Consider the following 13089-nt stretch of genomic DNA (forward strand, 5'->3'; position numbering starts at 1 on the left):
ACAAGCAGATGGGCTGGGACACGTCGAAGGTGAACGTGAACGGCGGGGCGATCGCGATCGGTCACCCGATCGGTGCGTCGGGCTGCCGGATCCTGGTGACGCTGCTGCACGAGATGGTCAAGCGCGATGCGAAGCGCGGGCTGGCGTCGCTGTGCATCGGCGGCGGGATGGGCGTCGCGCTCGCGGTCGAGCGTCCGTAACCGGCCGTTCGTCACCGGCGTACCGAATCCGTGCGCCGGCCGATTGCGGCTTCGGCCGGCGTCACGTGAAGTCAGAGGGGGCCTCCGGCAGCTCTCGAAACCAAAAAATGGAGTGAGATTTATGTCTCAGCGAATTGCGTACGTAACGGGCGGGATGGGCGGCATCGGCACCAGCATCTGCCAGCGTCTGTCGAAAGACGGCTTCAAGGTGGTCGCAGGTTGTGGCCCGAACTCGCCGCGCCGGGTGAAATGGCTCGAGGACCAGAAGGCGCTCGGGTACGACTTCATCGCGTCGGAAGGCAACGTCGGCGACTGGGACTCGACCAAGGAAGCGTTCGACAAGGTCAAGGCCGAAGTCGGCGAGATCGACGTGCTGGTCAACAACGCGGGCATCACGCGCGACGTCGTGTTCCGCAAGATGACGCATGAAGACTGGACCGCCGTGATCGACACCAACCTGACGAGCCTGTTCAACGTCACGAAGCAGGTGATCGACGGGATGGTCGAACGTGGCTGGGGCCGCATCATCAACATTTCGTCGGTGAACGGCCAGAAGGGGCAATTCGGCCAGACGAACTACTCGACCGCGAAGGCCGGCATTCACGGCTTCACGATGTCGCTCGCGCAGGAAGTCGCGACGAAGGGCGTGACGGTCAACACCGTGTCGCCGGGCTACATCGGCACCGACATGGTGAAGGCGATCCGCCCCGACGTGCTCGAGAAGATCGTTGCGACGATCCCGGTGCGGCGTCTCGGCGGCCCCGAGGAAATCGGCTCGATCGTCGCGTGGCTCGCGTCGAACGATTCCGGCTTCGCGACGGGCGCCGACTTCTCGCTGAACGGCGGCCTGCACATGGGCTGAGCGTCCTGGCTGCGCGGGCCGGGTGGCCGCGCAGCCAGGCGTTTTCCGAAGGCCCCCGCCTCCCGGATTCGGGCGGCGGGGATTCGTCACTTGCGCTACGCTGCACTCAAAGGCGTTACATGACTACTACAAAGAAGACGGCCGAACGGCTCATCAAGAAGTACCCGAACCGCCGGCTCTACGATACCGAGACAAGCACGTACATTACGCTGACCGACGTGAAGCAGCTCGTGCTCGAGCAGGAGGATTTCAAGGTCGTCGATGCGAAATCCAACGAAGACCTGACGCGCAGCATTCTCCTGCAGATCATCCTCGAAGAGGAAAGCGGTGGCGTGCCGATGTTCTCGTCGTCGATGCTGTCGCAGATCATCCGTTTCTACGGTCATGCGATGCAGGGCATGATGGGCACGTACCTGGAAAAGAACATCCAGGCATTCATCGACATCCAGAACAAGCTCGCGGATCAATCGAAGAACCTCTACGAAGGTAACGCGATGAATCCGGAAGTCTGGTCGCAGTTCATGAACATGCAGGCGCCGATGATGCAAGGGATGATGACGAGCTACATCGAGCAGTCGAAGAACATGTTCGTGCAGATGCAGGAACAGATGCAGAACCAGGCGAAGTCGATGTTCAGCACGTTCCCGTTCAAGCAGCCGGGCGCATCGGAGCCCGAAAAGAAGTAACGGTTTCGCGGCAGGCCGGCCGCGGCGGCGCGAGCCGTCGGACGTCGGCGCCGCGAAGCAGGGCGGCCGCTCGCGGTCGTGCATTCGGGCACGACGATGCGCGGCTGCCGCCTGCGGAAAAAATCGCCGACGGTCGTCCAGGATCGTCGGCATCGAATGCCCGTGCTTCGTCTGCGCGGGCATCGCCGTTGTCCAGTCGATCGAGATCCAGTCCATACGAACGAAAGCCGGGACGCGCCGCGCCTGATGGTGTGGGCTCGTGCTCGCCTGTCGTACCATAAGCGGCGCTGCACGGCGAGGCGCGAAACGCGCGAGCGGTTCCCGCGCAAGGCGAGCGGTACGATGCCGCGCCGATGCGGGGCGGGCGACACTCGCGCCGTTGTCCGCGAGGTCGGCGCTTCGTCCGATGACGAGCGACGGCGTGCCGCTCAATGGCTTTCTGCCCGGCGTCGCAGGCGTGTATGCGGTGGTTGCGCACCCCGGCGTGATTCTGACGCCGTGGCTCGGTCGCTTGGCGGCGAAGGCGACCATGGAAGCGTGATCCGGCCGGCGATCGAGCCGAGCGACGCCGCTCTGTCGATGTGGCGCAAGCAGCGGCAGGGTACGCGGATCGCCGCTATACTCGCCATCCTTGCATTCATGAAAGGATGCTTCGTATGCGCCCTCGCGTCAGTGTGTTTCTCGCGCTCAGTCTCGATGGATTCATCGCCGGCGACAATGGCGATCTGTCATGGCTGGAGCCGTTTTCATCGGATTCGCCGGATGACACCGGTTACACGGCGCTCATGAACGACATCGACGTGATCGTGATGGGGCGCAATACGTACGACACGGTGATCAACTTCGACCCGTGGCCGTATGCCGGCAAGCGGATGGTCGTCATGACGCGCCGCGAACTGGCGTCGCGCCACGGCGAAGAACCGTTCGACGGCACGCTTGCGGCGCTGTTCGAGCGGCTGGCGAAGCAAGGCCATCGTCACGTTTATCTGGACGGCGGCTTGACCGTGCGAGAAGGCCTCAAGGCCGGCGTCGTCGATCGCATCACGCTGAGCTGGGTGCCGATCGTGCTCGGCACGGGGATTCCGCTGTTCGGTGCTGACCTGCCGCAAACGGTGCTGCGGCTCGACGATACGAAGCGGTTGCCGAGCGGGCTGATGCAGGCCATGTATGTGCCCGTCACGCAGGATTGACGCGTATGGCGGTGACGCATGCAGCGCCGCGGCCGGCGTTGCATGCGCGTTGGCTTTGACTGGCGTGACGCGTTTCGTCGTGACTCAGTGCGCCGGGCCGAAATCCTGATCGTCGTCCGACGGCGGCAGGTCGAGCACGAGCTTGACGGCGCTGTAGTTGGCCTTCAGCGAGAACACGCGGCCGATCACCAGAAACGTCTGCCGGGAGTTTTCGAGTTCGACGAAGTCGCCCGGTTGCGGGACATGGGCGCCCTGATCGTAGGAAAAGCTGGTGCTGGTCTGTTCGCCGATGGCTTCTGCGGCGTGTTCGGTGAATTCGATCGTGAGGTGGGTAGTCATGCGAGCCCCGTTGGGTCGATTGAAGAGAGCGGATGCCGAGATTTTCGCATAGCGGCTTCGCGAGTCCATGCCGATTCTCGTGCGATGGGCTTGACCGACCGCGTGGCATGTCTTCCCAGACCGCCGGCGCCGGCGACAGAGCGTTACTTCCCGATGCCACTCGCGTTTTTCCTGCATAAGCGCCGAGTCACCCATCCTTTTATTTGGGCCCAGTATTCCTTTCCCAGCAGCGCGACGGCGGCCACGAACACGATCTCGCCGATCACGACCAGCGCCGGGATCACGAACGCCTTGTTCGGGATGGACGTAAACGGAAGGATCGGCACCGCGATCCAGTACAACAGCACGACGCCCAGTAGGGCCAGGCCGGTTTTCTTTCTGATGTTCGATTTCGATTGGGGCATCGCATGTCCTTCTGACGGGGATCGAGCAGGGTTTGTTTGCGCGGGCGTTGCGCGGCCGGAAGTCCCGCCGGGCGGTCATCTCGCTGCTGGCAGATGCTTCGGTTCGCTGCGCGAAAATTAATAAACGGAGTAGTTCGTCGCATTATGAGGCGCGATGCCGCGCGGCGTCAATCTCGATCGCCGGACGAGCGGAAACATGCGCGTCCGACGCACAGGAGTCGGGACGGGAGCGGCAAGCTTGGCCAGGAAGGCGGCGCGGCGGCATACCGTTGTCGCGGGCTGCCGGCGTACATCGGGTGTGGCCCGGTATGGACCGTGCTTGGGCGGCGCAACGAAAAACCGCACCTTGGCCCTGTTTTTTCTGCAGCGCAGCTTCGAAACCGCATGGCGATCCCGTTGCCGAGCAGAAGGCGCCCGCATGTGTCGATCGCACCGCCCGGCACCGCCGATGTGGCGCTTCAGCCAATCCGGCACGCGACGATCCTTCCCGGTCGCTCATTTTGCCTCGCCACCCCTAAATCCCTGTAAACTCACGCTTTTGCTGCCACGCCCCCACACTCCAGATGTCCCAATCCCCCAAAGTAGGGTTCGTATCCCTCGGGTGCCCGAAAGCGCTCGTCGATTCCGAACAAATCATCACGCAACTGCGCGCCGAAGGTTATGAAATCTCCGGCACCTACGACGGCGCCGACCTCGTCGTCGTGAACACCTGCGGCTTCATCGACGAAGCCGTGCAGGAAAGCCTCGACGCGATCGGCGAAGCGCTGACCGAGAACGGCAAGGTGATCGTCACCGGCTGCCTCGGCGCGAAGTCGAGCGCGAGCGGCTCGAACCTGATCGAGGAAGTCCACCCGAAGGTGCTCGCGGTCACCGGCCCGCACGCGGTGGGCGAAGTGATGCAGGCCGTGCATTCGCACCTGCCGAAGCCGCACGATCCGTTCGTCGACCTCGTCCCTGCGGCCGGCATCAAGCTCACGCCGCGTCACTACGCATACCTGAAGATCTCCGAAGGCTGCAATCACCGGTGCACGTTCTGCATCATCCCGTCGATGCGCGGCGACCTCGTGTCGCGCCCGGTCGCCGAAGTGATGCTGGAAGCCGAGAACCTGTTCAAGTCGGGCGTGAAGGAACTGCTCGTGATCTCGCAGGACACGAGCGCGTACGGCGTCGACGTGAAGTACCGCACGGGCTTCTGGAACGGCAAGCCGATCAAGACGCGCATGACCGACCTGGTCGCCGCGCTCGGCGAACTCGCGGCGCAGTACGGTGCGTGGGTGCGTCTGCACTACGTGTATCCGTATCCGAGCGTCGACGAAGTGATTCCGCTGATGGCGGAAGGTCCGTTCAAGGGCCACGTACTGCCGTATCTCGACGTGCCGTTCCAGCACGCGCACCCCGAAGTGCTGAAGCGCATGAAGCGTCCCGCGAACGCGGAGAAGGTGCTCGAGCGCGTGCAGAAATGGCGCGAGATCTGCCCGGACCTGACGATCCGCAGCACGTTCATCGCGGGTTTCCCCGGCGAGACGGAAGAGCAGTTCGAAACGCTGCTCGACTTCGTCCGCGAAGCGGAACTCGATCGCGTCGGCTGTTTCGCGTATTCGCCGGTCGAAGGCGCGACCGCGAACGACCTGGACGGCGCGCTGCCGGACGAGGTTCGCGAGGAACGCCGTGCACGCTTCATGGAAGTCGCCGAGGAAGTGTCGGCGAACCGCATGCAGCGCAAGGTCGGCAAGACGCTCAAGGTGCTGATCGACGAAGTCGGCGAGGAAGGCGGCATCGGCCGTACGGCAGCCGATGCGCCGGAGATCGACGGTGTCGTCTACGTCGAACCGGCGGCGAAGGCATCGAAGCGCTACAAGGTCGGCGATTTCGTGTCCGTGAAGATCACGGGCGCCGACGGCCACGATCTGTGGGGCGAGGTGTAAGCGATGGCCGCGGTATTTCCGGAGATCCTCGCGCTCGGCGAGGCGATGATCGAATTCAACCAGTCGCAGCCGGGACGCCCTGAATTCCTGCAGGGCTTCGGCGGCGACACGTCGAACTTCTGCATCGCGGCGGCGCGCCAGGGCGCATCGACGGGCTTCGTGTCGGCGATCGGCGACGATCCGTTCGGCCGCCTGCTCGCCGACATGTGGGCGTCGGAGCAGGTCGACACGACGTACGTGCGAATCGACCGCGCGGCGCCGACCGGCGTGTATTTCGTCACGCACGGCGCCGACGGCCATCAGTTCGACTATCTGCGCGCGGGGTCGGCTGCGAGCCGCTATGCGACAGGCGACTTGCCGCTCGACGCGCTGGCGGCCGCGAAGGCCGTGCACCTGTCGGGGATCAGTCTTGCGATCAGCACGGCCGCGTGCGATGCGGCGTTCGCGGCGATCGACCATGCGCGTCGCCACGGCGCGAAGGTCAGCTTCGACACGAACCTGCGCCTGAAGCTGTGGCCGCTGCCGCGCGCTCGCGCGGTGATGCGCGAGGCGCTGCGCCAGACCGACATCTGCCTGCCGAGCTGGGACGACGTCACGGCGCTCACGGGCGCGAACGATCGCGACGCGATCGTCGACGCGATGCTCGAACACGGGCCGCAGGTCGTCGCGCTGAAACTCGGCAAGGAAGGCGCGTATGTCGCGACGCCGAACGAGCGGCGCGTCGTGCCGGGCTTCGCGGTCGAGGCCGTCGACGCGACCGGTGCGGGCGACTGCTTCGGCGGCGCATTCGTCGCGCGGATCGTCGCGGGCGACGATCCGTTCGCGGCCGCGCGTTATGCGAACGCGGCGGCGGCGCTGTCGACGACCGGTTACGGCGCGGTCGCGCCGATTCCGCGTCGCGATGCGGTGGAACGCCTGATGCAGGGCTGACGCGACACGCGCAGGCCGGCGCATTCGCCGCGCAGGCTTGCGCGGTCACGCAGGAACCGGGTCTCGACCCGGTGCCGTCCGCGATGTCGGGCGAATCTGAAGCAAGGAGCAACACAACGTGGGTCGATATTGGGAATGGCAACGGGCGCTCGTCGCCGGCGCGCTGGTCGCAGGTATCGCGATGCCGGGGAGCGTCGCCGCGCAGGCAGTCGCGCCGGGCGTGCAGCAGGATGAACCGGCGCCGGCGCGGCCGCTGAAACCGAATCCCGAGTTCGCCCGCCTGCCGCGCTATGAAGGCACGCTCGGCGACCGGCCGATCGTCGTGCATCTCGGCCCGAAGACGGACGAGGAAGGCGTGCACGGCGAATATCAGTTCGCCGACACGGGCGAGGTCGTGCTGCTCGCGGGCGACCGCGACGGCGATACGCTGGAGATCGAGGAATCGAACGACGGCACCAACATCACCGGCGTGTGGATCGGCCGCTTCGACGCGACGGGCGACCTGAAGGCCGACCGGATGAACTCGGACGAATCGGACCCGCAGCCGGTCGTGCTGCGCCTGGCGCCGGGCAAGCGCGCGGCGCTGCAGGTGCGCGACGGTCGCGTGCACGAAATCGAGACGGTAGGCGGCGTCGTCAACCTGCGTACCGACGACTGAGCACGCGCTGGCTCGGTGTGCGCGGCGCGCATTGTACCGGGCCAAGCGCGCCGATTTTGGCTACTCTAACGACATATTCCGCAACCGAACGGCCTCGTGCCCGGCTCCCCGTCATGACTGCATCCACTCCCAAGCGCGCGCTGCAAACCCGCATCGTTCAACCCGACGACGTCATTCCGGAAGGCTTCCGTTCGTTCGTGCCGCCGGTTGCGCGCGCGTCGACGGTCGTGTTCCCCGATCTCGCGACGATGCGCGCGCTGGTCTGGCACAACGACAACCAGTGGCGCTACGGGCTGCACGCGACGCCGACGTCGCTCGCGCTCGCGCAGCGGCTCGCCGAGATCGAGGGCGGCACGCACGCGCTGCTGCAGCCGTCGGGCCTCGCGGCGATCATGAACGTCTACTTCGGGATCGTGAAAGCGGGCGACGACGTGCTGATTCCGCATAACGTGTACGGCCCGAACGCCGATTTCGGCAACTGGCTCGCGAAGGACTTCGGCATCACCGCGCGCTTCTACGATCCGCTGATCGGCGCCGGCATTGCCGAGCTGATCCAGCCGAACACGCGGCTGATCTGGATCGAGGCGCCCGGCTCGGTGACGATGGAAGTGCCCGACGTGCAGGCGATCACGGCGGCCGCGCAGGCGCGCGGCATCGTCACCGCGATCGACAACACCTTTTCGGCGGGCCTCGCGTTCAAGCCGTTCGAGCACGGCGTGGACATTTCGGTGCAGGCGCTGACCAAGTACCAGTCGGGCGGCAGCGACGTGCTGATGGGGGCGACGATCACCGCGAACGCGGAGCTGCATGCGAAGCTGAAGCTCGCACGGATGCGCTGCGGGATCGGCGTGTCGGTCGACGATTGCTCGCTCGTGCTGCGCAGCCTGCCGAGCATGCAGGTGCGCTTCGACGCGCACAGCAAGAGCGCGCTCGCGCTCGCGCAATGGCTGAAGGCGCGGCCGGAGATTGCGACGGTGCTGCATCCGCAGATCGCCGACTGCCCGGGGCACGCGTCGTTCATGCGCGATTTCACGGGCGCGGGCGGGCTGTTCTCGGTGGTGTTCGACGAACGCTACAGCGCGGAGCAGGTCGACCGTTTCGTCGAGTCGCTCGAGCTGTTCGCGATCGGCTGGAGCTGGGGCGGCGCGTGCAGCCTCGCGATGCCTTACGACGTCGCGTCGATGCGTCCGGACTGGCCGCATCGCGGCACGCTGGTGCGTTTCTACGTCGGTCTGGAAGACGAAGGCGATCTGCGCGCGGACATCGAGCGTGCGATGCAGGCCGCACTGGGTTGATCGCAGGGCGGCCACGTCCGGCACAAAAACGAAACGCCGGCGCGATGCTCTGTCGCGCCGGCGTTTTTCATTGACGGTGCCGCGAAATCAGAACAGTCGCAGCAGCCCGTCGAGGCCGACATGGTCGAACGCGACCGTCGCCGCATCGCGCACGACGGGCTTCGCGTGGAACGCGACCGACAGCCCGGCTTCGGCCATCATCTTCAGGTCGTTCGAGCCGTCGCCCATCGCGATCGCGCGGTGCGGTTCGAGGCCGAGCGACGCGCACGTCTCGCGCAGCAGGCGGGCTTTCACGTCGGCGTTGACGATCTCGCCGAGCACCTTGCCGGTGAGCTTGCCGTCGACGATCTCGAGCGTGTTCGCATGTGCGTAGTCGAGGCCGAGGCGGGCCTTCAGCCGCTCGGTGAAGAACGTGAAGCCGCCCGACACGAGCAGCGTCTTCATGCCGGCGGCCTTCACGCCGGCCAGCATCGTCTCGGCGCCCGGCGACAGTTGCAGCCGTTCTTCGTACACGCGCTCGAGCGCGTGCGCGTCGAGCCCGGCCAGCAGCGCGACGCGGCGCGTGAGGCTTTCGTTGAAGTCGCGGATCTCGCCGCGCATCGACGCTTCGGTGATCTCCGCGACCTGCGTTTTCAGCCCGCAGAAATCGGCGATTTCGTCGATGCATTCGATCGTGATCAGCGTCGAATCCATGTCCATCACGGCGAGCCCGAAATCGCCGAGCGTGCGGCCGGCCTCGACGAAGCCGAAGTCGAGCGCATGCGTGCCGCAGTACGCGTCGATGTCGAGGCGCTGCGCCGGGCTCGCGTTTTCGATGCGCAGCGCGTGATCGTCGGTCTGCACGATGCGGGTGCCGCGCGACAGCGCGAGCAGCGGTTTGTGATGGGCGTCCGACAGCGGCGCAAGACTCTGGATGACGAGATTGTGGGTCATGACGAGTGGTTGGGAGACGAATGAATGACGTGCGCGGCCCACGGGCGGCCGCCTGCGAGCGCGGGCCCGGTGCGGCGGCGGGCCATTGCGTCGCGAACGCGCCATTGTAGCCGGTTGGCCGCGCATGGCGGCCGGGGCCGGCACGAAACCGTGCGCGGCAGCGGGGTCACCCGTTCGCGCGATCCCAGTACGGCGGATCGCCGAAATGCTCGGCCAGGAACGCGATGAACGCGAGCGTTTTCAGCGGCACGTGCGCGCGGCTCGGATAGACGGCCCAGATCGCGACGTCTTCCGCGAACGGATAGTCGTCGAGCACGCTGACGAGCGCGCCGCTAGCGAGCAGCGGGCCGACGTCCCAGGTCGACTTGATCGCGATCCCGAAACCGTCGACGAGCGCTTCACGGATCGCCTCGCCGTTGCTCGCCACCAGCCGGCCGCCGACCCGCACCGTGAGCGGCCCCTGCGGCGTCGCGAACGACCAGTCGCGCTGGTCGCCGAGGATCACGCACTCGTGCTGCGTCAGGTCGGCCGGATGGCGCGGCGTGCCGCGTTCGGCGAGATAGGCGGGCGAGCAGCACAGCACGCGGCGGTTCGTGGCGAGCTTGCGCGCGACGAGCGTCGAATCCTTCAGCGCGCCGAGGCGGATCGCGACGTCGTAGCCGTCGTCGACCAGGTCGACGATCTCGTCGGACAGCCGCAGATCGAGCGACACGGACGGGTAGCGGCGCAGGAACGCCGGAATCACCGGCGCGACGTGCTGGCGGCCGAACGACGACGACATCGACACCTTCAAGCGCCCGTACGGCTCGCTGCGGCCGCGGCCCACCGACGCGCGTGCGGCGTCGGCGGCCGCCAGCAGCGCGTCGGCGCGCGCCATGAAGACTTCGCCGTCCTGCGTGAGGCTGATGCGGCGCGTGGTGCGGTGCAGCAGCCGGGCGCCGAGCTGGCGTTCGAGCTGCGCGATGCGTGCGCTGGCAACGGCGGCCGACACGCCGAATTCGCGCCCGGCCGCGCTGACGTTCGACAGCAGCGCCGCGCGGACGAACAGCGCAACGTCGAGCAGGTCGAGCGGCTTGTCGGGCGCCGGAATCGGATCGGACGTCATTATTCTGAAATTCCTGAAAATGTTTCAGGGAATATAGCGGTTTTCTCGAAGGATCGGGTTGCCTACGATGGCACGCATGGAGGTTGCGCCGCAGCCTGCCGGATTCCCTGAAAGGAGTATCGAGATGAAAGCCGTTGGACTCACCCGTTATCTGCCGATCGACGACCCGCAAGCGTTGCTCGACGTCGAACTGCCACAACCCGTGCCGGGCCCGCGCGATCTGCTCGTGAAGGTCGAGGCGATTTCCGTGAACCCGGTCGACACCAAGGTGCGGGCGCCGAAGCCGCAGGTCGAGGAGACGCCGCGCGTGCTCGGCTGGGACGCGGCCGGCACGGTCGTCGCGGTCGGCGCCGACGTCACGCTGTTCCGGCCCGGCGACGAAGTGTTCTACGCGGGCAGCATCACGCGGCCCGGCGCGAACAGCGAATTCCATGCGGTCGACGAACGGATCGCCGCGCTGAAGCCGCGCACGCTCGATTTCGCGGCGGCGGCCGCGCTGCCGCTCACCGCGCTCACCGCGTGGGAAGCGCTGTTCGACCGGTTGCGCGTGTCGCCGCAGGGCGCGGACGCCGGCAAGTCGGTGCTGATCATCGGCGGCGCGGGCGGCGTGGGCTCGATCGCGATCCAGCTCGCGAAGACGCTCGGCAAGTTGCACGTGATCGCGACCGCGTCGCGGCCGGCGTCGGCCGACTGGGTGCGCTCGCTCGGTGCGGATGCGGTGGTCGACCATTTCGGCGACCTGCCGGCGCAGTTGCGCGAGGCCGGCCATCCGAGCGTCGACTACGTGCTGATCTTCAACGATACCGACCATCATTTCCCGGCCGCGGCGGAAGTCATTCGGCCGCAGGGCGGCATCTGCACGATCGTCGAGAACGGGAAGCCCGTGCCGGTCGAATTGCTGAAGGCGAAGAGCGCCGCGTTTCACTGGGAATTCATGTTCACGCGGGCGATGTTCGAGACGCCGGACATGATCGAGCAGCACCGGATCCTCGGCGAAGTCGCGCGGCTCGTCGATGGCGGCACGCTGCGTACGACGCTCGGCGAACAGCTCGGCACGATCAATGCCGAGAACGTGCGGCGCGCGCACCGGATGCTCGAGGCCGGACGCGCGATCGGCAAGCTCGTGCTGAGCGGCTTCTGAGCGGCAGCGCGCGTAAGGTTGCGGCGCCGCGAACGCAAGCGGGGTAACACCCGATGCGTTTGCGGCGCATTGCAGCGCGCTTGGCGGTAGACTGGCAACGCATCATGCATCGAAAACCGCGCGGCACGCGCGTGCCGCCGCATTACAAGGAGGTCAGCATGAGCCAACGCAGCTTGTCAGTCGCCGCATCGTGGTCGGTCGTGTTCGCGGCGGCGTGCGTCAGCGCGAGCGTATTCGCGGCGCCGCCGGTCAAGGGCAGCCTGAAGGGCGGCGGTACGGGACAGCTCGAATACACCGTCAAGGTCGACTCGAAGACCTTCGGCAATACGCAGGAGACCCGCAAGATCCGTTCGGGCGAGACGGACGACTTCAACTGGAAGTCGGTGCCGCCGAGCGGCGCGGTCGCGATGCCGGACGGCTGCCCGAACGCCGACAACCTGCCGCGCGACGCGAACGGCGCGATGGTGCGGCAGACCCAGGTGCGGCTCGCACCGTCGGTCGATGCGAAGGGCGTCGCCAACGTGCAGTTGAGCTTCCAGGCGGCCGCGCCGAAGGGCACGCGCAGCGTGACGGCCGGCGGCAAGTCGCTGCAGTGCCCCGACGTCGTGTCGGTGAGCCAGGTGAAGTGGGTGTCGATCTCGACCAACGGCGGGTCGAAGTCCGTGACGATGAGCGACGGTACCAAGGTGACGGTGTCGATCAAGCATTGAGCGGGCACGCGCGGACCGGCATTTCTGTCGGTGCGCGCGCAACCGGTTCGATGGCGGAGCGAGCAGGGCCGCACGCGAGCGGGTCGTGCCGTCGTCGCCATGCGTTTGGCCGCCTGCTTCGCGGAACGGTGCCGCGATCGTGCAATGGCGAGGCGTGACGTCATGTGGATGTCACGTTATGCTCGCCCGCATCCTCTCCTTCCGGTCACTATTTCCCGATGAAACTTCGAATGCACGCGCTGCTGTCTGCCATTGCGTTCGTTGTCGCGCACGCTCACGCGGCTGACGAATGCGGTTTCGTGAAGAAGGTCGAGCTGCCGTCGCGGCAGCAGGTGGCGGTGATATCGAGCGGCGCACTCGAACCGTGCTCGACCGGCAGCTACGCGGTGCGCGTGTATTCGACCGCGCATGCCGCCCCGGGCTTCGATACCGACGATTACGTGACGGGCACGCTGCATGCGCGCGACGGCACGATCGTCGATGCGTACACGGCCGACCTCGGCGCCCGCGCGCCGCAGGCGCTCGTCGTGACCACGCGCTCGGCCGGCAGCGGCGGCTATGTCGGCGCGCAGGCGTATGTGACGACGTCGCGCGCGGTGCGACTGATTGCTTCGGTCGACTGGCTCGCGCCCGATGCGGATATCTCGGCCGCACTCCGGCAGGCGATCGGCAAGCGACGCAGCGCGCATTGACCGCGCTGGCCGCGCCTCG

General features: G+C 66.5%; 15 protein-coding genes and 1 pseudogene. 12 read left to right on the top strand and 4 right to left on the bottom strand.

Going from position 1 to position 13089, the window contains the following annotated elements; genetic code table 11:
• From H0X90_RS25240 to H0X90_RS25260, 5 genes and pseudogenes are all read left to right on the top strand, one after another.
• A pseudogene (locus tag H0X90_RS25240) lies at positions 1–200 on the top strand (acetyl-CoA C-acetyltransferase); the annotation flags it as partial.
• Between the two features lie 121 nt (positions 201–321).
• Positions 322–1062, top strand: a complete 741-nt coding sequence (locus tag H0X90_RS25245) for a 3-ketoacyl-ACP reductase (protein ID WP_006491801.1) — start codon at positions 322–324, stop codon at positions 1060–1062.
• 119 nt (positions 1063–1181) lie between these two features.
• On the top strand, positions 1182–1748 hold the full coding sequence (phaR, locus tag H0X90_RS25250) for a polyhydroxyalkanoate synthesis repressor PhaR (RefSeq protein ID WP_006485265.1): 567 nt from the start codon (positions 1182–1184) through the stop codon (positions 1746–1748).
• Between the two features lie 406 nt (positions 1749–2154).
• Positions 2155–2289, top strand: a complete 135-nt coding sequence (locus tag H0X90_RS25255; RefSeq protein WP_034201652.1) for a hypothetical protein — start codon at positions 2155–2157, stop codon at positions 2287–2289.
• A gap of 40 nt (positions 2290–2329) precedes the next feature.
• Entirely contained in the window at positions 2330–2938 is a 609-nt protein-coding gene (locus H0X90_RS25260) for a dihydrofolate reductase family protein (protein ID WP_227739778.1), read from the top strand.
• A gap of 84 nt (positions 2939–3022) precedes the next feature.
• On the opposite strand, the gene H0X90_RS25265 is transcribed toward H0X90_RS25260, so the two are convergent.
• Together H0X90_RS25265 and H0X90_RS25270 are read right to left on the bottom strand one after the other, a co-directional pair.
• The gene (locus H0X90_RS25265) at positions 3023–3277 is read right to left on the bottom strand and encodes a hypothetical protein (protein WP_012328614.1); all 255 of its coding nucleotides are present in this window, start codon (positions 3275–3277) and stop codon (positions 3023–3025) included.
• 143 nt (positions 3278–3420) lie between these two features.
• Entirely contained in the window at positions 3421–3681 is a 261-nt protein-coding gene (locus tag H0X90_RS25270) for a transporter suffix domain-containing protein (RefSeq protein WP_048986472.1), read from the bottom strand.
• A gap of 563 nt (positions 3682–4244) precedes the next feature.
• On the opposite strand from H0X90_RS25270, the gene rimO reads away from it, so the two are divergent.
• The 4 genes from rimO to H0X90_RS25290 all read left to right on the top strand — a co-directional run bounded on the left by rimO (position 4245) and on the right by H0X90_RS25290 (position 8489).
• Positions 4245–5606, top strand: coding sequence for a 30S ribosomal protein S12 methylthiotransferase RimO (gene rimO / locus H0X90_RS25275; protein ID WP_006497181.1), 1362 nt, complete (start codon positions 4245–4247; stop codon positions 5604–5606).
• 3 nt (positions 5607–5609) lie between these two features.
• Positions 5610–6536 (top strand): sugar kinase, encoded by a 927-nt coding sequence (locus H0X90_RS25280; protein WP_006485268.1) that lies wholly within the window; start codon positions 5610–5612, stop codon positions 6534–6536.
• A 118-nt stretch (positions 6537–6654) separates the two neighbouring features.
• Positions 6655–7194: a hypothetical protein gene (locus H0X90_RS25285; RefSeq protein WP_048986474.1), complete on the top strand. Its 540-nt coding sequence runs from the start codon at positions 6655–6657 to the stop codon at positions 7192–7194.
• A gap of 113 nt (positions 7195–7307) precedes the next feature.
• Positions 7308–8489 carry a cystathionine beta-lyase gene (locus H0X90_RS25290; protein WP_006497182.1) on the top strand — a complete coding sequence of 394 codons (1182 nt, stop codon included), beginning with the start codon at positions 7308–7310 and terminating at the stop codon, positions 8487–8489.
• Positions 8490–8576: 87 nt separating this feature from the next.
• On the opposite strand, the gene serB is transcribed toward H0X90_RS25290, so the two are convergent.
• Together serB and H0X90_RS25300 are read right to left on the bottom strand one after the other, a co-directional pair.
• A complete protein-coding gene (gene serB / locus H0X90_RS25295; protein WP_012492650.1) occupies positions 8577–9422 on the bottom strand; it encodes a phosphoserine phosphatase SerB in 846 nt (281 codons plus the stop codon).
• Between the two features lie 166 nt (positions 9423–9588).
• On the bottom strand, positions 9589–10527 hold the full coding sequence (locus H0X90_RS25300) for a LysR family transcriptional regulator (RefSeq protein WP_006485262.1): 939 nt from the start codon (positions 10525–10527) through the stop codon (positions 9589–9591).
• A gap of 124 nt (positions 10528–10651) precedes the next feature.
• Here H0X90_RS25300 and H0X90_RS25305 point away from each other — a divergent pair, with 124 nt between their 5' ends.
• The 3 genes from H0X90_RS25305 to H0X90_RS25315 all read left to right on the top strand — a co-directional run bounded on the left by H0X90_RS25305 (position 10652) and on the right by H0X90_RS25315 (position 13070).
• A complete protein-coding gene (locus H0X90_RS25305; RefSeq protein ID WP_034201719.1) occupies positions 10652–11668 on the top strand; it encodes a zinc-binding alcohol dehydrogenase family protein in 1017 nt (338 codons plus the stop codon).
• 158 nt (positions 11669–11826) lie between these two features.
• On the top strand, positions 11827–12378 hold the full coding sequence (locus H0X90_RS25310; RefSeq protein ID WP_034178470.1) for a DUF6013 family protein: 552 nt from the start codon (positions 11827–11829) through the stop codon (positions 12376–12378).
• A 218-nt stretch (positions 12379–12596) separates the two neighbouring features.
• Complete coding sequence (locus tag H0X90_RS25315; RefSeq protein ID WP_077190251.1) at positions 12597–13070, top strand: PliI family lysozyme inhibitor of I-type lysozyme; 474 nt, start codon at positions 12597–12599, stop codon at positions 13068–13070.
• Positions 13071–13089 lie beyond the last annotated feature (19 nt).

This window comes from Burkholderia sp. 9775_39, assembly GCF_015712225.1.
GTDB classification, from domain to species: Bacteria; Pseudomonadota; Gammaproteobacteria; order Burkholderiales; family Burkholderiaceae; genus Burkholderia; species Burkholderia cenocepacia.

What these genes read in the sequence shown, in the direction of transcription:
- H0X90_RS25280 (WP_006485268.1), top strand. Translation starts at nt 5,610, where the DNA reads ATGGCCGCGGTATTTCCGGAGATCCTCGCGCTCGGCGAGGCGATGATC.
- H0X90_RS25305 (WP_034201719.1), top strand. Translation starts at nt 10,652, where the DNA reads ATGAAAGCCGTTGGACTCACCCGTTATCTGCCGATCGACGACCCGCAA.
- H0X90_RS25265 (WP_012328614.1), bottom strand. Translation starts at nt 3,277, where the DNA reads ATGACTACCCACCTCACGATCGAATTCACCGAACACGCCGCAGAAGCC.
- H0X90_RS25290 (WP_006497182.1), top strand. Translation starts at nt 7,308, where the DNA reads ATGACTGCATCCACTCCCAAGCGCGCGCTGCAAACCCGCATCGTTCAA.
- H0X90_RS25255 (WP_034201652.1), top strand. Translation starts at nt 2,155, where the DNA reads ATGACGAGCGACGGCGTGCCGCTCAATGGCTTTCTGCCCGGCGTCGCA.
- H0X90_RS25310 (WP_034178470.1), top strand. Translation starts at nt 11,827, where the DNA reads ATGAGCCAACGCAGCTTGTCAGTCGCCGCATCGTGGTCGGTCGTGTTC.
- H0X90_RS25245 (WP_006491801.1), top strand. Translation starts at nt 322, where the DNA reads ATGTCTCAGCGAATTGCGTACGTAACGGGCGGGATGGGCGGCATCGGC.
- rimO (WP_006497181.1), top strand. Translation starts at nt 4,245, where the DNA reads ATGTCCCAATCCCCCAAAGTAGGGTTCGTATCCCTCGGGTGCCCGAAA.
- phaR (WP_006485265.1), top strand. Translation starts at nt 1,182, where the DNA reads ATGACTACTACAAAGAAGACGGCCGAACGGCTCATCAAGAAGTACCCG.
- H0X90_RS25315 (WP_077190251.1), top strand. Translation starts at nt 12,597, where the DNA reads ATGAAACTTCGAATGCACGCGCTGCTGTCTGCCATTGCGTTCGTTGTC.
- serB (WP_012492650.1), bottom strand. Translation starts at nt 9,422, where the DNA reads ATGACCCACAATCTCGTCATCCAGAGTCTTGCGCCGCTGTCGGACGCC.
- H0X90_RS25300 (WP_006485262.1), bottom strand. Translation starts at nt 10,527, where the DNA reads ATGACGTCCGATCCGATTCCGGCGCCCGACAAGCCGCTCGACCTGCTC.
- H0X90_RS25270 (WP_048986472.1), bottom strand. Translation starts at nt 3,681, where the DNA reads ATGCCCCAATCGAAATCGAACATCAGAAAGAAAACCGGCCTGGCCCTA.